Genomic DNA, 20,378 nt, shown 5'->3' with positions numbered 1-20,378 from the left:
TTCCTACACGAATGGTAAGAAGGCGCACGAAAACGATCTCAAGTAGTTGAGTGTCCTTCTGTCCCTGTCAAAATGATCAAGGCAGACAAAATATAGAGTGGCGGTCTGCAGTTCCGGTACACTTCGCGAGCGATAGCGTCCGGCACAATCATTATAGACCACGAACCCGTTTCCATCAATCATTCCAAACTGCGATCTCCGCCGAATAAATCGGCTCGATGATTCCTTCTTGTTCCAAAAGGAGTGCGCCTTCTTCCGAAATACCGCGCATCGTTCCATACCTCGGCTTACCTGACGCCGTCAACGTGATCGATTCGTTCAGATAAGCGGCATGCTCGAGCCAATGCTTGCGCACAGGGCCGAACCCAGACTCAAGGAACAAGTCATATTCGCTTTCAAGCTCGGCGAGTAAGTTGGCAAGCAGCTCGCTTCTGCGATGCGTCTGATTCGTCTCGAGTTTGATCGATGTTGCCCGATGCGCGAGCTCTTCCGGGATGACCTCGCTGTTGACGTTCATCCCGAAGCCGAGGATGACGGCTTGAATCCGGTCACCCTCCGTCTGCATCTCGGTCAAGATGCCGCCGATTTTTTTCCCGTTTAGCAACAAGTCGTTCGGCCATTTGATGGTGGCCGGGATGCCTTGCGCGTGCAGGGCGCGCGCGAACGCGCTCGCCGCCATGAGCGTCAGCTTCGAGGCGTCTCGAATCGGCAACGCCGGCCGCAAAATCACGCTCGCCGCGATATTGACGTGGCTCGGATTATACCAGTTCCGGCCGAGTTGGCCTCGGCCCGCTGTCTGCTCTTCGCTGATGACGAGCGTTCCTTCGAGGACGCCCTTTTGCGCCAATTCATGGGCGATGCGTTGGGTCGTGTCGATTTGCTCAAACGCATGGACGACTTGTCCGAACCGCCCTTTTCGGAACGATACGAACGCCGGTTCATCGAGCCGGTCGGTCTGGCCGAACAATTGATACCCTTTTCGAGGAATCGTTTCAATCGCATACCCGTCTTGTTTTAACGTCTCGATATGCTTCCAAATAGCGGTACGTGAAATATTTAATTGGCGGGCCAACTCTTGACCGCTCCAGACGGCCCCGTCCTGCAACAGATTTAAGACTTTTCCGCGTGTCGAAGCCATTGTTCGGCCTCCTTTCGTAACGATTCCGGCTCATTGGCGAGCTCGCCAATGAGCACGAGCCGCTCAACGTGGGCGAGCAGCTGTTTGATGAGCGGTCCCCGGGCACCGAGATGTAGCGCATCGCGACCATCGAATCGGAGTTCCCGACGCGACTGGATCGGCAACTGCCGCTTCAACTGTTCGGCCGTCTCGCTTCGTCCGGACATCCGCAAGTATGTCGCTAACGTCTCCGGCGTCGTCTCATAGATGGTGAACGTGTCGAGCCCGCTGTCGAACAGACGCGCGAGCACGCCCGCCTCCCGCTTCAGTGCGTTCGAGCGTTTCCACGGTGTCAGCCAATCGGTGGCGTCAGCATAATAGACGAACAACGCCCACCCCCCGACCGGGTCGACCGGGGTCCGCTTGTCGGCGATGACACGGCGGATGAGCGTCTCCGTGACGTTCGGCAAATATTGATGGATGCCGAGGTCAAGTATCGTCGCGAGCGCCTTTCGGTATGCCGGGCCCATCATCAACTTCTCGAACTCGATGGCGACCCGTTCCATCGCGATGTCCTGCAGTTTATGGCCGAGTTCGCGTGAGGCCCGTTGCACGTCTTCGTCGAGCCGGAAATCGAGCTGGGCCATGAAGCGGAACGCCCGCATGATGCGGAGCGCGTCCTCGCTGAAGCGTTCGTAGGGGCTGCCGACGGTCCGGATGACACGTGCCTCGAGGTCCATCCGTCCGCCGAACAAGTCGACGACGTTGCCGTCGTGAAACGCCATCGCGTTCATGGTGAAGTCACGCCGTTTCATATCTTCTTCAAGCGAGACGCCGAGCGAAACATGGTCGGGTCGTCTCGAGTCCGAGTACGTCCCTTCCGAGCGGAACGTCGTCACTTCGAACGGATGATGGTCGAGGATGACCGTCACCGTGCCGTGGTCAATCCCGGTCGGTACCGATTTCGGGAACAAGCGCATGACTTCGTCCGGGAAGAGCGACGTGGCGATATCGATATCATCCGGAAGCGTACCGAGCATATAGTCACGGACGGCACCCCCGACGATGTACGCTTCGCCACCGTGGGCGTTGATCGTCTCGATGATTCGTTTGGCGTATTCCCATTCCGTCATCGGCCCACCACCTGTTCATAAAGCGATTCATACGCCGTGACGATATCGGCCGAGGCAAACTGTTTGGCCCGCTCGAGCCCGTTCGCACGGAAGCGCGCATGGAGCTCGTGGTCGAGCAAGATCGCTTCGAGCGCTTTCGTCGCCGCGGGCGCGTCGCCGCGTTTGACGACGAACCCTTCCACGCCGTCGGTGATGACTTCCGGCAATCCGCCCGCATCGCTGACGACCGACGGCACACCCGTCGCCATCGCCTCGAGAGCGACGAGGCCGAACGCCTCTTTGTCCGACAACAGGATATGGACGTCGCACATCGATAGAAGTGCCGCCACTTGCTCTTGCTTCCCGGCGAAGATGACTTGCTCTTCGAGCCCCATCTCGCTCACGAGGCGGCGCATCGCTCCCATGAGTGGACCGTCACCGACGAGGAGCAGTTTTTTGTGCGGCACGTTCATTTGCTGGAACGATTCGAGCACGAGGTCGATTCGCTTCACTTGCCGGAAGTTCGAGATATGGATGACGACCCGGTCCTGTTCCGATAAACCGTATCGTTCGCGAAGCGACGTATCGGCCTGCGGTTGATAGACGGCCTCATCGATAAAGTTATGGATGACGTCAATCGACAAATCGGACCCGATCCGCTCGAGCGTCTCTTGTTTCAAGCTGTCCGAGACGGCCGTGATCGCGTTCGATTGGCGCAACCCATAAAGGATGGCCGGCTTGAGTTCTTCGTCTTCCCCAAGCACGGTGATATCGGTCCCGTGGAGCGTCGACACGATCGGCGTCTTCGTCCCGGCCATCTCGCGGCCGAGGGCGGCACAGACAGCGTGCGGCACCGCGTAGTGGGCATGAATGACATCAAGGCCGAACGCCTGGATGACGCTCGCGATTTTCGAGGCGAGCGTGATGTCGTACGGCGGATAGCGGAACACCGAGTACTGGTTGATCTCGACTTGGTGGAACGTGATATTCGGATGGTAGGCGTTCAGTCGGAACGGGATGCTCGACGTGATGAAATGAACGTCATGCCCCCGGTCGGCGAGTTTCATGCCGAGCTCGGTGGCGAGTATGCCCGAACCTCCGACCGACGGATAACAAAGGACCCCGATGCGTAGTCTCATGCGAGCTCACCCGCCTTCATGACAACGTACGGACGGGTCGTCATGAGCCCTTCGGCGTACTCCGTACCGATCAAACTGCCGAAATGACGTTCCCGTGCCAACACCCGATCGAGATAGGCGTCCGTGAGCGGCGTCGCCACACCGTCGACCGGTGTGAACTGACTGGCATAAGCCCGTAAAGCGTTTAGTTTATGTTCGATCGTCGCCGTGATGTCGATGCAGACGTCAGGCGTCGTATGGGCGTTAATCATATATTGATAGACGCTCGACGGTCGATACGCGGCGACGTCCGGCATAAATTTACGGATTCCCGCGTTAAAGAGCGCCTCCTCGACGAGTCGGGCGCAAGCCCCGTGGTCAGGATGGCGGTCGACGCCGTATGGATAGAAGACATGTGTCGGACGTTCGGTCCGAATCAAACGGACGAGCGCCTCGACTTGTTCATTGCCCCCTGTCAAACCCCGGTCCGGAAAACCGAGGTTCACACGCCGGATACCGAGCACACGGTCGGCCGTTTCGGCTTCTTTCCCCCGGGTGACGACGTCCCCGTTCGATGACAGTTCGGCTCTCGTCAAATCGACGTATAGGACCTCGACCCCGTCCTCGGTCCATTGGGCGGTCATACCGGCGATGCCGATCTCAATGTCGTCCGGATGGGCCCCAATTGCTACTATTTTCATAAAATCACCTCTTCTGTGAAAAGTATATCGGACTCCGTCTCGATTGTCATATGTTCAGGGTAGGCAATCGAGAGGTTTTTCGAGTACGCTACTAGATGGGAGGTGAACCAGATGACGGTACAATTACCGATTCGGTTTCGCAATATATTCTTCATTTTGATTGGTTCCTTTATTTTTGCGTTCGGTGTCTACCACTTCAACGTCCAGAACAACTTGGCGGAAGGCGGCTTCACAGGCATCACCTTGATTCTGCGGGGCTTGTTCGATTGGTCGCCATCGATCACGAACTTGGCGCTCAACATCCCGCTCTTCTTCGTCAGCTATAAGCTGCTCGGGCGGACGACGTTCATCTACACGCTCATCGGGACGTTCAGCTTCTCGCTCTGGTACGCCCTCATTGCCAAGTACTCAAACCTCGTCATCGATTTGACGGACGACATGGTGCTCGCGAGTTTGTTCGCCGGCCTGTTCATCGGTGTCGGTCTTGGGATCATCTTCAATAACGGCGGTACGACCGGAGGCGTCGACATCATTGCCCGGCTCGTGCAACGTTACGTCGGCTGGTCAATCGGCAAGACGTTCCTCGTGTTCGACTTTTTCGTCATCGTCCTCAGTTTGACGTATCTCGATATTCGCGAGGCGATGTATACGCTCCTCGCCGTCTATGTCGGGGCCCGCGTCATCGACTCGATGCAGGAAGGGACGTATGCCGGGAAAGCCGCTATGATTATCAGCGACCATCGCACGGCCATCGCCGACGGCATCCACGCCACGATGAACCGCGGGACGACCCGTCTTCTCGCCAAAGGCGGCTATTCGAACAAGGAACTTGAAGTCCTCTACGTCGTCGTCGGGCGGAACGAAGTGAACCGGTTGAAGACGATCGTCAAACAGATCGACCCGCACGCTTTCGTCACGTTCCACCACGTTTATGAGGTCGGCGGCGAAGGGTTCACGTTCGATGAGAACCGGATTCCTTTGAAATAAGTCACGACGCACAACGCCCCGTTCGAATGAACGGGGCGTTGTTTCATTATCGTTCGATGCGGACGATCTCAAACGTGAGCGTGCCGCCCGGTGAAGCGATGGAGACGGTTTGACCGACGGCAGCTCCCATCAAACCGCTACCGAGCGGTGACGTCGCGGAGATCGACCCGTTTGCCAGATCGGCCTCGAGCTCGCCGACGATTTGGTACGTCTCGGTGTCACCATCCGGCAGTTCTCGCAACGTCACCGTATCACCGAACCCAACTTTTCCGGCAGTCGCTTCCTCTTCCACGACGACGGCATCGGCGAGCGTTCGCTCTAGTTCGATGATTTTCGTCTCGATGCGCTCTTGTTCACGCACTGCGTCAAAGTACGTCACATCTTCTCGAAAGTCACAAAATTTCCGGGCCGCCTTGACACGTTCGAGCGCTTCACGCCGACCCTCGATGCGAAGCGTCTCGAGTTGTTCGATCAGACGCAGACGACCCGCCTTCGTCAACTGTGGTTTTGACATCTCGGTCCCCTTTCCAAACATGATAAAAAAAGTCCCGTCGCGAGACGGGACCGTTGATTCTACTCATCACGTGGCATGAAGACGATGAGTGCCAAGCGGATCAATTCGGCGACGGCGACGAGCGTTGCCGCCACGTACGTCCATGCTGCCGCGTTGAGCACTTTGCGCGCACCCGACTCTTCGGTTGCCGTGACGATTCCGTGGCTCGTCAGTTCAGCCATGGCCCGTTTCGAGGCATCGAATTCGACTGGGAGTGTGACGAGTTGGAACACGACCGCCCCGAGCATCATGACGACACCGAGTTGGGCGAGGCCCATCGCGCCGAGCAAGAAACCACCTAAGAGAAGCGGGAACGACAAGTTCGACGTGATGTTCACGACCGGCACGAGCCGGTGACGGACACGCATCATCTTATAGTCGGTCGCATCTTGAATGACGTGGCCGATCTCGTGGGCCGCAATCGCAGCCGATGAGATTGTCGAGCCTTGATACACTTCACGTGAGAGACGGACGACTTTATTGACCGGATCGTAATGGTCACTCATTAGTCCGTCGACCATCTCGATGCGGACGTTGTTGACGCCGTTTTGTTTCATGATGAAGTCAGCGACTTGGGCGCCGGTGACGCCGCTTTGAATCGGTTGTTGAAGAAATTTTTTGTACGTACTTTTCACTCGCATCTGGGCCCATAATGGGATGAGCATAATCAGTGCAAGATAGAAAATATAGCCACCTAATGACATGTTCTCTATCACCTCTGCGTGTATTTGATACCCTGATTTTACATTCTTATGAACTTATTATCAAGTGAAGTGCGCAGGATGAGGTGGTATCCCATAAAAAAACATATTCCCGTCAACCAGAACGAACCGTAGCCGATCCAGGCGATATGCTCGGCGAGCGACGGATAGCGCGGCCATTGGCCGAGCACATAATCGACGACGTCATTGTGGACGACCCAGACGAGCGTCAAAACGAACGAACGAACCGTCCATGTCATGAACGGTGCATACAACAGCGCCTGGAACGCCATCGCTCCGTGCGACACCATCAGCATGACGGCCATGAGCACGGTGAACGTCTCGGCGTCCGGACCGAGTTCTCGCAAGAACAAGAGGTTCATGATGACGGCCCACACCCCATACTTGATGAGCGTCACGAAGGCGAGCGTCTCCATGAGCGGCGACTTCTTTCCGGCGAGCCATAGGCCGAGCACAATCGTGAAGAAGAGCGAGGCCGTCGGGCTGTCCGGTACGAACGGCCAATAGATGAGCGGCGTATCGCGAAGCTGGGGCTCATACCAGACGTACCCGTAGATCGTGCCGAGCAGATTGATGAGAAAGAGTAGTCCTAACACGAGCCGGTGTGTCAGGATCGGGCGCAACATATGTATCATTCGAGTATTCCATCCTTTTTTTCTTCATTGTAGCGCAACGAAACGAAAGTAAAAAGAAGTGTGGCCCGTTTGACGGGTCACACTTCTTGAACCAATCGTTTATTGGTTGTTTTCTCCGCCTTCACCGTATGAAGCGATGAATTCAGACATGGCTTGGAGGTCCTCATCCGAACCGTCCCATTGGCCGGCCGGCATCGTACCGACACCGTTGACCGCGATATCCGCGATCTCTTCGGCCGTGTACTGAGTGCCGACGAGTGCAGGAGCTGCTGCCCCGCCTTCTAGGTTCTGACCGTGACAGTTCACACATGACTGCGCCGAGTAAATCTCGTAACCTGGTGCGGCCGTATCGATTTCAGGGCCCTCGCCCGGTACTTCCAAGATTCCTTGTTCATGCACTTGATCCCAATGTGTCGTTTGAACCGATTCCCACGTCAAGTAGAAAATCGACAAGACGCCGAGAAGCATGAAGCTGATGGCGACCGGACGTTTCGCCGGACGGCGTTCGAGTCCTTGGTCGAGCCATGGTGCGATCAAGAGCGCCGTGAAAGCGACCCCTGGCAAGATGACCGTCCCAAGAAGAATCCAGTCCCCTGCTGCGAATTGGTATTTGAGCAATTGATACAAGAACAAGAAATACCAGTCCGGTAACGGAATGTAAGACGTGTTCGTTGGATCGGCGATGTTTTGGAGCGGTGGTGCCTCGACGATCGTCAAGGCGATGAATCCGATCAAGAAGACCGAACCGACCATCCACTCTTTCAACAAGAAGTTCGGCCAGAACGCCTCAGTGCGTCCTGGGTATTCAGAATAGTCTTTTGCAATATTTTGTTTCCGATTCGAGATTCCTACTCGAGAGTCGGTTACAAATTTCATCCCTTTACCGCGATGCATATCGTTTCTCCCCCTTTATATCTTCGAATCGGCTTATAGCGGTCCTGAAATCCCTTGTTTACGAATCATCAAGAAGTGGGCTCCGAGGAGTCCGAACAAGGCCGCCGGTAAGAAGAAGACGTGAATGGCGAAGAAGTTCGTGAGCGTCCGTGCGCCGACGATCTCACCACCGGCGAGAAGCGTCTTGGCAATGCCACCAATGACCGGGACACTCTCGGCAATTTGAAGCGTAACTTTCGTCGCGAACAACGCTTTCATATCCCACGGCAACAAGTACCCTGTAAGACCGAGCGCCAAGACGACGAAGAACAAGAGAACACCGACGACCCAGTTGAGTTCGCGCGGTTTCTTATACGATCCGGTAAAGAATACGCGGAGCGTATGTAAGAACAACATGACGATGGCGACCGATGCGCCCCAGTGGTGCATCCCACGAACGATTTGTCCATGTGCGATCTCGTTTTGTAAATAGTACACCGACGCGTGCGCGTTGATGATGTCTGGTACGTAGTACATCGTCAAGAACATCCCTGACAGAATTTGAATCACGATCGTGAAGAACGTCAGACCGCCGAAGCAATAAACAAATGCTGAAAAGTGATGGGCAGGGTTGACGTGTTCTGGAACTTCATGGTCAGCGATGTCGCGCCATAACGGCGTGATGTCGACGCGTTCATCGACCCAATCATAAATTTTTTGTAACATCGACTATTCCCCCTCTCACAACTGTGCGACTGGACTGCCCAAGTATAGGAAGCCGTCTTTTTCTTCTTTTTCGTAGCGTGCAAGTGGTGCAGTCGGAGGCGTACCAGGAATGTTCGTTCCATCTTTCTCATAGCGACCGAAGTGACACGGGCAGAAGAACTCTGTCGGTCGAGTCGGGTCTCCACCATATCCTACTTGACAGCCGAGGTGCGTACAGATCGGAGACAAGGCGATGATCTCGCCGCTCTCATCTTTAAATACCCACGCCGAAAGCGTTTCTTCAAATTCATACCAAGCATCTTGCGTTTGTTTCTTAAAGTCGACACGTTGCGGCTCAGTCGTGATGTCGTCGAGACTGATGACTTTTACTTTATCGCCCGCTCCCGATTTTTTTAAGACCGGATCGATCGCAAAGTTGACCATCGGACTGATCAATGTTGCCGCCATAAAGCCACCTACACCAGTCAACGTATACGTTAAGAACTGACGGCGTGTGACTTTTGACCCATTTTGAGCCATTTCGTTCCCCCCTCATTCGTGTGCATAACCCCATAATTCTTTATGCATTCTTCACAAAAATTTCTCACTCAACAAAATAGTATATCAATAAAACCTCCACGTCAACCGCTTCATGTCGCCATCCAACGGCTCGAAAGCTCGGTAATGACTTGCGTCGCAAAATTTTGAACCATCGTGTGCGACTGCTCGCCGGACATGCCTTTTAAAGCAAGCGGCGGAACAAACATAATCGGCAGTTCAGACGCTTTGAAACGCAAATCCGAGGAGATGAACAACACGTGGGAAAACCCAGAGGACACCGCCTTCGTGAGTACCGCTTCTGCCGTCGCCCGGCCAGCGTCCACGTCGACGTAACTAAGTGTCGGGCTGAGCATCGTCCGTCCCGACAGTTGCCGTTCGGTCTCAAGTGCCACCGCCTGAATGACTTCGTTCCCTTCGGCTTTTCGCACCATGTCCTCATCAAACGCCAGTTCGACGAGTGGGACGACGAGCGTGTCGACGTATTGGCGTTCTGTCAGCGATTTCATCGCGTCTATGCCATCGAACCTCATCTTCCTCCTCCTCTCCTCCAGACATACATCATCATCATGTCCATTGTAGCGTACCTACAAACGTTCCCTATGCGAAACTTATGAACGAAATGTGAAATTATTGTGTATTCCTACGTCATTAATATACCAAAAAACAAGCGCCGACCATAACGGAAGCGCTTGTTTTTATTAAAATAATTTTGAGGCTCGCACTTGATGCAGCTGACTCGTCAAATTGCGGAACAATTTCTCGTCACGCCGGTCGAGCGCCTTGTCGATTTCGACGAGCAGACGTTCTTCCTCGAACTGGGCGACCGAGGCCCGAATGACCGTTTGCGCGGACGTCGTCACTTCATCCTTAAGTTCGGCCACGGGTTCGAACGGGTTCAATTCAACGATGTCGATCCACATTTCGTCGATCATCATCCCTTGGAAGTTGAGCTCCACGTAGATGGCGCCGTCATGGAGCCGGATGTCGTGATACGCCTTCTCGGGATTGACCGTGATGAGGTCACCCCGGCGGTAACGGAACGGTTCCCCGTCAAAACCGTACGCCGTCATGATCAGGCTACGCGGTGAGACCGAGGCGTTCGTGACGAAATGAACGTTCCCGAGTTTTTCTGGATGTCTGAGCCAGTAGTCGATAATCCACTTGGCTTCTCGTTTGCGAAGCGTATGATGAGCGAGGAATCGCTTTAAGAACATCTTTTTCCGCTCGACCATATGACCCCATCTCCTTTGTATCGATTAATCGTGGTCCGTCAACCGTTCGAGCCGCTCCTCCAGAACTTGGCGGTCGTCGACATCGACGGTGAGCGCAAGCGTTTGCTCGAGCACTCGTTGCGCTTCGGCACGCTGTCCTTCTTCTATCAATAGTGTAGCCCATTCGATGGCAAATGACACGTCCTCTTTATAAACTTGCTCGATCGACCCGTATAACGTGACGGCTTGATTGTAGTCCTCGAGTTCATAGGCCGCCTTCGCTTTGTACCAGGTCATGAGCGGGGACGTCGAATGCTCTTCGAGCGTGTCGATCGTCTCGAGGACGGCCTCCATGTCACCCGATTCGAATAAGACTGATAAGAGGAGCTCGGTCGCCTGGAGCGATTCCGGGTTCAGCGCGAGCGCTTCCCGGAGTTCCGTGACCGCCTCGTCCGTCCGCCCTTGCTTCAAGAACAGCTTCGCCTTCACCGTCCGCAACTCGTCGTTGTAGTCGTCACGGTCGATTCCCTGATCGATCACATCCAATGCCTCTTCGAAGCGGCCGAGCGCGTCGAGCGCTTCCGTATAGGGCAAGTAGAGCGACGTGAAGTCCGGGTCCATCGCCCGGAGTGACTCGAACTGCTTCACGGCGATTTCATCGCGACCGATGCGATGGGCGGTCATCGCGTGACCGAACACGGTATTCAAGTTGCGATCGTTTGCTTTCTCATACTCATCGAGCGCCTCTTCGAACGAGCCGATCATCGTGAGCGCCTCGGCGTAGTCCGCCTGATAGTCGAGTTCTTCCGGCAAGCGCAAGTGCGGCAGACGGGCATAGAGCGGGACCGCCTGTTCGAATGAACCGATCGACGCATACAATTCGGCTAGGCCATAGATGAGGAGCGGTTCGTCTGGATTCGCCTCAAGCGCCTCCATCAATTTCTTCACCGCGACCTCATCCAACCCTTGGGATTGATAGAGATCAGCGAGCAAGACGAGGCTGCGCATATGCGCTTCCTTGTCTGTCGTATCAATCTTTTCGAGGACGGCGATCGCCTCTTCTTCCCGGTCGCTGTCCAAGTAGGCCTCGGCGAGTGACAAGGCGACGTGCGGATTGCCCGCGTAGTCGACGTAGAGTGCCGCGAGTACGTTCACGGCCCGATCGGCGAGCCCGAGTTCGAGGTAGATGTCAGCGATGGCCAGACGGTCTTCATCCGACCCTTCCTTCTCGAGCGACTCGAGATGCATGAGGGCATGCTCGGTCTCACCTTTCTCGAGCATCTCAATAATATGATTCAATTCTATTTCGTCTAACATGTTTATAATTCCTCCTACCGGCTACTCGTATTGACGTTATTCTATCTCACGGCCGAGGCGTTGTAAATCGTCACGGAATCGTGGGTAACTTACATCAGCTGCCTCGACGTGTTCAATCGTCACACGGTCCGTCGTCAATAAGTCTGCGATTTGGAGCATCATCGCCAAGCGATGATCCCCGTGCGAGGAGACATGACCCCCGTGCAACCGGCTCGGATAGACGTCAAATCCGTCCTCGGTTTCGCGCACATCGACCCCGAGTGCCGAGAGTTCGTGCACGACCGTCTGAATCCGGTCCGTCTCTTTCACTCGGAGTTCGCCCGCGTCCCGGACCGATGACGGACTCGTCGCTTGCGACGCGACGAGAGCGAACAACGGCAATTCATCAATTTGGTGCGGGATGGCGTCCCCGTCCAAACGGATGCCGTGAAGTGTACTCGTCGACACTGTCACGTCGCCGACTGACTCTTCCCCGAGCATGCGAACGTTCGTCACTTCCGTCTTCACACCCATCCGTTCGAGCGTGCGTAAAAATCCGATTCGTGTCTCGTTCAAACAGACGTCGGTCGTCGTGACGCGACTGCCCGAGACGAGCGCCGCCCCGGCCCACCAAAAGGCAGCCGAAGATGGATCGGCCGGAACGGCCACCGTGGTCCCTTTGAGCACGGATGGAGCTAACCGGATCGTTCGGACACCGTCCTCTGCCGTGATGTCCAATTGCCCACTGAACAAAGGCAGCATGCGTTCCGTATGGTCCCGCGATAAGACGGGCTCGCGCACGATCGTCGGTCCGGTCGCACGAAGTCCCGCAAGCAGGACCGCTGACTTCACTTGCGCGCTCGCGACAGGCAACGTGTAATCGATGCCCGCCAGCGTCCGGCCGTGAATTCGGATCGGGGCGAACTCCCCGTCGAGGTCCGCGCCCATTTGTCGGAGCGGGTCCGTCACCCGACGCATCGGACGTTTTGAGAGCGAGGCGTCTCCGGTAAGCGTGAACTCCCCATCGTAACCGGCGAGAAGCCCTGCCAAAAGACGCATCGTCGTGCCCGAGTTCCCGCAATCGAGTTCGGCCGATGTGAGCGTCTTCGCCCCCGTGATGAGGAGGCGGTCCGGCTCTTCGATGATGTCCGCTCCTAACCGCCGAATCGCCTCGAGCGTCGACCGGCAATCCTCCCCAAGGAGTGGATCATAAATCGTCGTCTCCCCGGTCGCCATGGCCCCGAACAAAAGAGCGCGATGCGTGATTGACTTGTCACTCGGTACCCGTATGAATCCATTCAATCCCATGTCAAAACCACCCTTTCATTTGATGGAACGCTCCAGCGAGTCGCTCGGCCGTGACGCTCGCAACGGTCACCTCAGCGCCGAGCAAGACGAAGCGGATCTGGCCGTCCCGATTCTTTTTATCGTGTCCCATGCCTGCGAGATACGTGTCAAACGATTGCCAGTTGACCGTTGTGATGCCTTCCCGCTTCATGAATGAAGCGAGGGTTTCGGCCCGCTTCTCGTCGCCCGAGACGAGGAAGGCGTACACCATCCCGTAGAGAATCGCTTCCCCGTGCGACAACCGGTATGCCTCAGCCGACTCCAACGCATGGCCGAACGTATGACCGAAATTCAGCCACGCCCTCACGCCTTGTTCGCGTTCATCGGCCTCGACGACTAATCGCTTCACTTCGATCCCTCGTGCGAGCCATGTTTCCCAATCGAGCGGTCCTTGTGCCAAAGCCGTGAACAACTCGGCCTCGAACGAGTGACCGAGGACGTAACGTGACAGATAGGCGTGCTTAATCAATTCACCGAGCCCGCTCAAGACGTCCCGAACGGACAACGTCTCGAGACGGTCCACGTTATAGTGGACGCCCGCCGGTTGATAGAAGGCACCGATCGCATTTTTCGCGAGCGGATGGTTCACCGCGACTTTCCCGCCGACGGCCGAGTCATGCGCGAGAATCGTCGTCGGCACTTGTATGTAACGCACACCGCGCATATAGACGCTCGCTAAAAAGCCGGCTAAATCCCCGACCATGCCACCTCCGAATGCCACGACGAGCGTATCCCGGTCACAACCGCCCGTCAATCCGTCCGTGACGAGCCGTTCGATCGTGTCGAGCGACTTCGAGCCGTCACCCGGGCGGACGACCGACCAGACGACGTTCCGATGTTTATGCGCGAGCCGGTCCCGGAACGCACTTCCGTGCAACCGGTCGACCGTCTCATCTGTGACCACCCAGACGGTGGAGCACGAGAAGTAAGGGACGCGGTCGAGCCAGGCGTCCCCTCGTTCAATTGTGACGTCGTACGGGGTCGAGGCGTTCACATGGAGCGTCACCACGTCCGAATCTCCTCTCGGTATGCGGCGACACGTGACTGGATCCGGTTGACCGTGTCATGTCCGAACGTCTCGCATAACTCGCGGGCGAGCTCAAACGCGACGACGGCCTCCACGACGAGCGAGGCGGCTGGGACGGCGCAGGCGTCACTCCGTTCGATTTGCGCGAGAAACGGTTCTTTCGTGTCGATATCGACGGATTGGAGCGGTTTGTAAAGCGTCGGAATCGGTTTCATCACAGCTGTACAGACGATCGGCATGCCCGTCGTCATCCCGCCTTCGAAACCACCGAGATGGTTGCTCAGCCGCGTATAACCATCCGGGCCATAGGCGATCGGGTCCATGACTTCCGACCCTGGTCGATAAGCCATCTCGAACCCATCCCCGAACGCGACGCCTTTGATGGCGTTGACGCTCATGACGGCGCGGGCGATGGCCGCGTCGAGTTTTCGGTCGTATTGGACATACGACCCGAGCCCCGGGATGACGCCATGCACTTCCGTACAGACGACACCGCCGAGCGAATCACCGGCAGCTTTCGCCTCGTCGATTCGATGCATCATCGCCTGACCTGCCGCCTCATCCATCGTCCGGACCGGCGACGCCTCAATCGCGGCGTGCAACGTGTCGAGCGACTCGTATGAGGCATCGGCCTCGACCCCACCGATCACTTTGACATAGCTGACGAGCGACATGCCGACCGCAGCGAGCAGTTGCTTGCTAAGTGCCCCGACAGCGACACGGGCCGCCGTCTCTCGAGCGCTCGAGCGTTCGAGCACGTCTCGCAGGTCGCGATGGTCATACTTCAGTCCGCCGACGAGGTCGGCATGACCCGGCCGTGGCCGGACGACGCGACGCTTGATTTCAACATCCGCGTCGACCGGTTCGGCCTGCATGACGTTCCGCCAATGGGTATGGTCCTTGTTCTCGATCCAAAACGAAATAGGGGCCCCTGTCGTCACCCCGTGACGAATACCGGCCCTCACCTCGATTCGGTCTGATTCAATTTGCATGCGCCGGCCGCGTCCATAACCCGATTGCCGTTTGGCAAGCTCGTCATTGATTGCCTGCACGTCGACTTCAAGCCCGGCCGGCACGCCCTCGATGATGATCGAGAGTCCGGGACCGTGCGATTCTCCTGCCGTCAAATAACGCATGTGCGCCACCTCACTCTTCAAATTTTTCGTAGAAGAAACTTTGTTTCATCTTGTAGCCATACCGTTTCGGTTGAAAGATTTGCTCCGTGCCTCCGACGAAAAGGATCCCGCCCGGGCGAAGCGAACGGTGGAATGATTTATAAACTTTCTCTTTCGCTTCCTCGGTGAAATAAATCAAGACGTTGCGACAGACGATCAAATCAAAATTCCGCTCGTACACGTCGGCCAACAAGTTATGTTTTTTAAACGTCACCAATTTCTTGATGTCTTCTGTGATGTAATAGTCGTCCCCACGGCGAGTGAAATAACGCTGCCGAAAATCAGGGGGCAAGTCGACGAGCGCCCGCTCATGGTACTTGCCTTGCTTCGCTTTTTCGATCACCACATCATCTAGGTCCGTCGCCGTGATCGTGAACTGGGCGGGTGACAAATGTTTCGATAATAGCATCGCTAACGAGTACGGCTCTTCTCCGGTCGAACAGGCCGCGCTCCAGACACGCAATTTGCCTTGGCTTTTTCGGATGAGCTCGGGTAAGATATCCGTCTCAAGCTGCTGCCAGCGGACGGGGTTCCGATAAAACTCGCTCACGTTGATCGTCATGCGATCTAAAAATTCATCGTACAATCCTCGATCCGCTTCCATCGCTTTGAAATACTCGATGAACGTGGCATACCCTTTCTTCTCACGAAGCGCGATCATCCGCCGCTTCATCTGAGCCTCTTTATATAAATTCAAGTCGATCCCTGACTTCAAATAAAACTTTTTAACGAAGATGGCATAATCATTTATCACCAGTTCCAACCTCAATTCTTTCTCTTCTCCTAGATCATGTCGTGCCAAAACGAGTGAGAGCGCTTCAATCCCAATATAAAAAGGGACAGGAGGCCCCCGTCCCTTTTATCGTCATCAAACGTGTGATGCTTCAGTGGCGAACCAGAGTGACAATTCACGCTCTGCGCTCTCCACGCTATCTGAACCATGGATGACGTTTTGTGACATCGTCGAGGCCAAGTCGCCACGAATCGTTCCAGGTTGTGCGTCAAGCGGGTTCGTCTTCCCGATCATCAACCGAGAGACGGCGACGATATTCTCGCCTTCCCATTCCATCGCCACAACAGGACCAGACGTTAAAAAGTCGACTAGCTCTCCAAAGAACGGCTTTTCCTTATGTTCCGCATAATGCGATTGTGCAACTTCCACTGATGGTGTCAACAATTCAAGACGATTCAACGTATAGCCTTTTTGTTCGAAGCGCGAGATGATTTCCCCAATCAATCCACGTTTCACGCCATCCGGTTTCACCATTAAAAATGTTTTTTCCATTCCCCTAATCCCCCTAAATCGATATGTGTACCATGTACGTTATTAGTTTACACGGTCATCACCATTATTGAAAGGGTTTACAAGGTGCCGATTACCATTTTCGTTTCCCGATGTACTCGGCAATCTCGATGAGGGAGCGTTTGTCGGCCACGTCCGGTAACCCGTCAAGACGTCGGATCGCCCGGTTCACATAACGGTCGATCGTCCGTTGGCTCCGCTCGAGCGTCCCGTTGCGTTGCACTTCACGAACGAGCGTGTGCGTCAAAGCATAATCAGACGAATGACTGACTTGTTGCAACCGATCGAAAAATTCCGGATTTTCCGCTGAATAGAAGAGCGGTAGCGTTTTATGACCGTGTTTCAAATCTTCACCGACCGGTTTTCCGAGTTGGAAACTTTTTGCGGTGAAGTCGAGCAAGTCGTCCGTCATTTGAAACGCCATCCCGATATCATAGCCGAACAACCGCAGCTGTTTGACAACGTCAGGAGAGGCTCCCGAGACGACGGCACCAGCCGCACAACTCGTCTCGATCAACAGCGCCGTCTTGCGGGCGATGCGGTCGAGATATCGTTTCGGAGACTGGGCCCAGTCATATTGATCTTGGATTTGATTGATTTCCCCGACACAGATCAGTTCCATCGTATCAGCCATGATTTGCATCACGTCTGGGGAATCGATCTCAGAGACGAGCCGAATCGCTTCACCGAACAACGTATTACCGGTGTACATCGCGACCCGTTCATCGTAACGTTCCATGACGGTCGGTTTGCCGCGGCGCAATGTGGCGTCATCGATGACGTCGTCATGAACGAGCGAGGCCATATGAATCAATTCTAGACTCGCCGCCACTTTCGTCAATCGGATGTCTTTCGTCTGTCCGAATCCGGCGCTAAGCAGGACGAACGCCGGCCGAATCCGCTTCCCACCCGCGTCTAACAGTTGTTTCGAAGCCGCTTCGATGACCGGATGATCGGTTTGGACTCGCGTCGACAAGAACCGGTCAATCTGTTCAATCTCTCGGTTCATGTGGCGATAAAGTCGCTTCAAAGACATCGGTCACCACTTCTTTCCTAAGTGCATGGCACACGCACCGCCGGAGAACGCCTTCACTTCGACTTGTTCGAATCCTGCCGTCTCAAACATCCGTTTTAGTGTCAACCGGTCCGGGAATTGATCGGTCGATTCTTGGAGCCACTTATATTGATCATACGAGCCGGCAAACACTTTACCGAACAGCGGCATGACCGATCCAAAGTAAAATCGGTATAGCTCGCTGAAGAGTGGTGCCGTCGGTTGGCTCGTCTCGAGACAGACGACCGTACCACCCGGCTTCAACACCCGGTGCATCTCACGGAGCACCGTCATATAGTCCGGAACGTTGCGAAGACCAAAACCGATCGTCACATAGTCGAACGAGTGATCGCCGAACGGCAATGCCATCGCGTTACCATGGATGAGTTCGATCGTCGGATATTCTTCCACTTTCTCTTGTCCGACCGCGAGCATGTTCTCGGAGAAATCGAGACCTTTGACGACACCGGTATTCCCGGCCGCCTCGGCGAGTTGAATCGTCCAATCAGCCGTCCCGCAACAGACGTCGAGACATTTAGCCCCTGGGAACACTTGCATGCGACGCATTGTCGCTTTGCGCCACCATTTATGCAAACGGAAGCTGATGATCGAGTTCATCGTATCGTAGCTCGGTGAGATTGATTGAAACACGTCATATACTTTTTGCTCTTTTTCTTTCGGTTGCAATACGTAACATCCTTTCCGTTCTAAGCGACAGCGTGCGCCAGGAGCGTCGATAGCTGTTCTCGTTGTTCTTGGCGCAGTTCCGCCGCCTTTCGTTCGATGATCGTTTTTCCGTATGCGGTCAAGTAAGCCTGACCGATCACTTCAGAAAACGTTTTGATCAATCCGAAGTTCGCTTCCATCCACGTCGTGACAGGTACGTCTGCGTCTAACGCAAGTGTACATTTCGCCCCGTTGACGAGCTGAACCGTCCGGCCGAAGCGATTGCTATAGTCGGCAGGAAACAGGGCCAGAATTTTATAAAATTGAGCCGAGGCATAATCGCCGGCGAGCACTTTCAATTGCCGCTCGAGCGATCCGTTCGGACTATCCTTTACTTGATCGTGCAGTTCGAGCGCTTGGTGCGCAAAATACGTCGCAAGCACGAGCTGACGTTGTTGATTCGATTCGATTTCAATCATCTCGACCATCCAACGAAGTAAAGGCATGTCGACTGCGGGTACAATCTCGTGTCTCGTCAAATACGGATGGGTCATGCGTTCTTCGATTTGACGAGCAAGGTCGGTGACAACGGTTTCGTATGTCATCTGTTCCATGCTATCCCCCCTCGTCCTCTTCGTTGTCATTCTGACATAGTATAGCACATTTTTGTCACATTCACGCCATGTGAACTCGCTTTCCACCACAAAAAAAGCCGCCTTTCGGCGACTTATGTATTGCACATTATTTGACCGCATCTTTGAGCGCTTTACCTGCTTTGAAGGCAGGAACTTTGCTCGCCGGGATTTCGATATCTTCTTTCGTACGTGGGTTACGGCCTTTACGGGCAGCACGTTCACGAACTTCAAAAGTACCAAAACCGATCAATTGAATTTTATCACCGTTTTGGAGTGCTTCAGTGATAGATTCGAATGTAGCTTCTACAACTTGTGTAGCTTCTTTTTTCGAAACGTTGGCTTTCTCCGCAACTGCTTGGATCAATTCAGTTTTGTTCATCACGATTCACCTCCTCTCACAGGGAGTTTACGGGATTAATCATATCGTACAAACGTTGATATGACAACATTTTTTAAGTGAAAAGCCCATATTCGACCCGTTCCGACGATCAGTTGTTTAAAAACTCGACCTCACCTTGTTCATTAATCGTGTACCCTTGCGAATAAGCAGGGGCGAACGGGGAGTCATTATAGAGCAAATACCGAATGTCTTCCCCGACTTTCGGCTCTACATCCGTGTTCTCAAGGGCGGCTTCGAGGTCGGTCCGGTAATCGACAAATAATTGCCCGGTCCCGTCGACATAGATCGGCAACTCGGTATCGGTGTATGGACTCGGGACCGTCGGTTCTTCTGAGACGAAGATGAGGTCATAGTCGATCGTGAATTGATTCTTACCGACCGACCCGTCAAACGGAAATTTCCCTTCTTTGGCCCGAAAGGCGTTAATGTTCGTCTGTAACGTTTGCAACCGTTCGGTCACGCGCAAATCAATGAGCTTGACCGTAGGCTCGGTCTCGGCGTCGACAAGGACGTATAAGAACAAGCCGCCCCCTTCGAAACTGTTCGCCGGCGGATCGGCCAAATAACCAGGCACGAGACGGGCGAATTCGATCGGGTAACGCTCCATGAGAGGCGTTTCAGCCGGTTTCGTTTTGATTGGCAAGACACCGGTCGTCTCTTTGAACGAATCAACGGCCGTCTGGACCGATGTCAATTGATCTTCATACGGCACGTTATCGACCCGGTTCGAGTCCGGGAACATACATCCACTGAGCACGGTCGCCGCCAAAAGACTAGCGACCAACAAAATCCGTTTCACGTGTTATCCTCCTGTCGGTCCTGAAGCGACCACATAAATCATGATGATCGTTCCAAATAAAAATATGACGAATGCGATGACGCGGACGAGCGCCGCGAACCATCCCGATAGCTTCGTATGGCTGATTGCCACCATAAGCGCGGCGATGGCAAACGCTCCAATCCCCGCAAATGAAATCCACATCTTGATGAGTGACGGTGTCACGTCTATCCCCTCGACTTTCTCTTTAATTCTTTCTCCGTACATAAGTGTAGCAAAAAAAACAAAGGAACTGAACGAAAACGTCAGTCCCCAGACTGTAGACAAAACATTGTCTGCAGTCTTTTTTATTTGCCCGACCGGGCACAGCTCGCTTTTCTGGGGGCAAGCAGGGAGCCGCAT

Annotated in this window: 25 protein-coding genes; 1 reads left to right on the top strand and 24 read right to left on the bottom strand. The window is 54.7% G+C overall.

All coding sequences use genetic code 11. From position 1 onward, the window contains the following. Window positions 1–175 precede the first annotated feature (175 nt). Genes KNP78_RS12040 through bshB1 form a run of 4 tightly spaced genes read right to left on the bottom strand, consistent with a single transcriptional unit; the run spans window position 176 to window position 4,048 of the window. Window positions 176–1,138 (bottom strand): biotin--[acetyl-CoA-carboxylase] ligase, encoded by a 963-nt coding sequence (locus KNP78_RS12040; protein ID WP_214752773.1) that lies wholly within the window; start codon window positions 1,136–1,138, stop codon window positions 176–178. Beyond that, a complete protein-coding gene (locus tag KNP78_RS12035) occupies window positions 1,111–2,250 on the bottom strand; it encodes a CCA tRNA nucleotidyltransferase (RefSeq protein WP_034777341.1) in 1,140 nt (379 codons plus the stop codon). Before KNP78_RS12035 ends, KNP78_RS12040 begins: the two co-directional genes overlap by 28 nt. Next, on the bottom strand, window positions 2,247–3,368 hold the full coding sequence (gene bshA / locus KNP78_RS12030) for an N-acetyl-alpha-D-glucosaminyl L-malate synthase BshA (RefSeq protein WP_034777340.1): 1,122 nt from the start codon (window positions 3,366–3,368) through the stop codon (window positions 2,247–2,249). Before bshA ends, KNP78_RS12035 begins: the two co-directional genes overlap by 4 nt. After that, window positions 3,365–4,048 carry a bacillithiol biosynthesis deacetylase BshB1 gene (gene bshB1, locus KNP78_RS12025; RefSeq protein WP_034777339.1) on the bottom strand — a complete coding sequence of 228 codons (684 nt, stop codon included), beginning with the start codon at window positions 4,046–4,048 and terminating at the stop codon, window positions 3,365–3,367. The genes bshA and bshB1 overlap by 4 nt, the downstream gene beginning before the upstream one ends. 111 nt (window positions 4,049–4,159) lie before the next feature. On the opposite strand from bshB1, the gene KNP78_RS12020 reads away from it, so the two are divergent. Continuing rightward, window positions 4,160–5,035 (top strand): YitT family protein, encoded by an 876-nt coding sequence (locus KNP78_RS12020; protein ID WP_034777338.1) that lies wholly within the window; start codon window positions 4,160–4,162, stop codon window positions 5,033–5,035. A 46-nt stretch (window positions 5,036–5,081) separates the two neighbouring features. Here KNP78_RS12020 and KNP78_RS12015 read toward each other — a convergent pair whose 3' ends face one another. The 20 genes from KNP78_RS12015 to KNP78_RS11920 form a co-directional block, all read right to left on the bottom strand. Then, window positions 5,082–5,549: a GreA/GreB family elongation factor gene (locus KNP78_RS12015; protein WP_052090100.1), complete on the bottom strand. Its 468-nt coding sequence runs from the start codon at window positions 5,547–5,549 to the stop codon at window positions 5,082–5,084. A gap of 59 nt (window positions 5,550–5,608) precedes the next feature. Further along, window positions 5,609–6,292, bottom strand: coding sequence for a zinc metallopeptidase (locus tag KNP78_RS12010; RefSeq protein ID WP_034777336.1), 684 nt, complete (start codon window positions 6,290–6,292; stop codon window positions 5,609–5,611). A gap of 38 nt (window positions 6,293–6,330) precedes the next feature. Beyond that, window positions 6,331–6,945 (bottom strand): DUF1405 domain-containing protein, encoded by a 615-nt coding sequence (locus tag KNP78_RS12005; protein WP_034777335.1) that lies wholly within the window; start codon window positions 6,943–6,945, stop codon window positions 6,331–6,333. A 99-nt stretch (window positions 6,946–7,044) separates the two neighbouring features. Beyond that, window positions 7,045–7,839 carry a menaquinol-cytochrome c reductase cytochrome b/c subunit gene (locus tag KNP78_RS12000; RefSeq protein ID WP_021067210.1) on the bottom strand — a complete coding sequence of 265 codons (795 nt, stop codon included), beginning with the start codon at window positions 7,837–7,839 and terminating at the stop codon, window positions 7,045–7,047. Window positions 7,840–7,872: 33 nt separating this feature from the next. After that, on the bottom strand, window positions 7,873–8,544 hold the full coding sequence (gene qcrB / locus KNP78_RS11995) for a menaquinol-cytochrome c reductase cytochrome b subunit (RefSeq protein WP_021067209.1): 672 nt from the start codon (window positions 8,542–8,544) through the stop codon (window positions 7,873–7,875). 15 nt (window positions 8,545–8,559) lie between these two features. Then, window positions 8,560–9,063, bottom strand: coding sequence for a QcrA and Rieske domain-containing protein (locus tag KNP78_RS11990; protein ID WP_021067208.1), 504 nt, complete (start codon window positions 9,061–9,063; stop codon window positions 8,560–8,562). A gap of 110 nt (window positions 9,064–9,173) precedes the next feature. Next, a complete protein-coding gene (locus KNP78_RS11985; RefSeq protein ID WP_034777334.1) occupies window positions 9,174–9,614 on the bottom strand; it encodes a DUF2487 family protein in 441 nt (146 codons plus the stop codon). Between the two features lie 168 nt (window positions 9,615–9,782). Continuing rightward, window positions 9,783–10,316, bottom strand: a complete 534-nt coding sequence (locus KNP78_RS11980) for a ReoY family proteolytic degradation factor (RefSeq protein ID WP_034777333.1) — start codon at window positions 10,314–10,316, stop codon at window positions 9,783–9,785. A 24-nt stretch (window positions 10,317–10,340) separates the two neighbouring features. Next, a complete protein-coding gene (locus KNP78_RS11975; protein ID WP_034777331.1) occupies window positions 10,341–11,612 on the bottom strand; it encodes a tetratricopeptide repeat protein in 1,272 nt (423 codons plus the stop codon). Window positions 11,613–11,648: 36 nt separating this feature from the next. After that, window positions 11,649–12,899, bottom strand: a complete 1,251-nt coding sequence (gene aroA, locus KNP78_RS11970; protein ID WP_034777329.1) for a 3-phosphoshikimate 1-carboxyvinyltransferase — start codon at window positions 12,897–12,899, stop codon at window positions 11,649–11,651. 1 nt (window position 12,900) lies between these two features. After that, a complete protein-coding gene (locus tag KNP78_RS11965) occupies window positions 12,901–13,947 on the bottom strand; it encodes a 3-dehydroquinate synthase (RefSeq protein ID WP_034777327.1) in 1,047 nt (348 codons plus the stop codon). Beyond that, window positions 13,941–15,101, bottom strand: coding sequence for a chorismate synthase (gene aroC, locus KNP78_RS11960; protein WP_034777325.1), 1,161 nt, complete (start codon window positions 15,099–15,101; stop codon window positions 13,941–13,943). Before aroC ends, KNP78_RS11965 begins: the two co-directional genes overlap by 7 nt. A 10-nt stretch (window positions 15,102–15,111) precedes the next feature. Beyond that, a complete protein-coding gene (locus tag KNP78_RS11955; protein ID WP_034779832.1) occupies window positions 15,112–15,891 on the bottom strand; it encodes a CheR family methyltransferase in 780 nt (259 codons plus the stop codon). A 117-nt stretch (window positions 15,892–16,008) separates the two neighbouring features. Next, window positions 16,009–16,425, bottom strand: coding sequence for a nucleoside-diphosphate kinase (gene ndk / locus KNP78_RS11950; protein WP_034777324.1), 417 nt, complete (start codon window positions 16,423–16,425; stop codon window positions 16,009–16,011). Window positions 16,426–16,516: 91 nt separating this feature from the next. Continuing rightward, window positions 16,517–17,479, bottom strand: coding sequence for a polyprenyl synthetase family protein (locus KNP78_RS11945; RefSeq protein WP_034777323.1), 963 nt, complete (start codon window positions 17,477–17,479; stop codon window positions 16,517–16,519). A 3-nt stretch (window positions 17,480–17,482) separates the two neighbouring features. Beyond that, entirely contained in the window at window positions 17,483–18,184 is a 702-nt protein-coding gene (locus KNP78_RS11940) for a demethylmenaquinone methyltransferase (protein ID WP_034777322.1), read from the bottom strand. A gap of 20 nt (window positions 18,185–18,204) precedes the next feature. Continuing rightward, a complete protein-coding gene (locus tag KNP78_RS11935) occupies window positions 18,205–18,777 on the bottom strand; it encodes a heptaprenyl diphosphate synthase component 1 (protein ID WP_034777321.1) in 573 nt (190 codons plus the stop codon). A gap of 127 nt (window positions 18,778–18,904) precedes the next feature. Continuing rightward, entirely contained in the window at window positions 18,905–19,177 is a 273-nt protein-coding gene (locus KNP78_RS11930) for an HU family DNA-binding protein (RefSeq protein ID WP_021067196.1), read from the bottom strand. Window positions 19,178–19,286: 109 nt separating this feature from the next. Next, a complete protein-coding gene (locus KNP78_RS11925) occupies window positions 19,287–19,997 on the bottom strand; it encodes a hypothetical protein (protein ID WP_034777320.1) in 711 nt (236 codons plus the stop codon). Between the two features lie 3 nt (window positions 19,998–20,000). After that, window positions 20,001–20,201 carry a DUF2768 family protein gene (locus KNP78_RS11920; RefSeq protein WP_034777319.1) on the bottom strand — a complete coding sequence of 67 codons (201 nt, stop codon included), beginning with the start codon at window positions 20,199–20,201 and terminating at the stop codon, window positions 20,001–20,003. Window positions 20,202–20,378: the final 177 nt, after the last annotated feature.

It is taken from the genome of Exiguobacterium sp. s28, assembly GCF_018618135.1.
Taxonomy (GTDB): Bacteria; Bacillota; Bacilli; order Exiguobacteriales; family Exiguobacteriaceae; genus Exiguobacterium; species Exiguobacterium mexicanum_A.
Note: the sequence above shows the minus strand (reverse complement) of the source record. Positions and strands in the feature narration are given on the sequence as shown.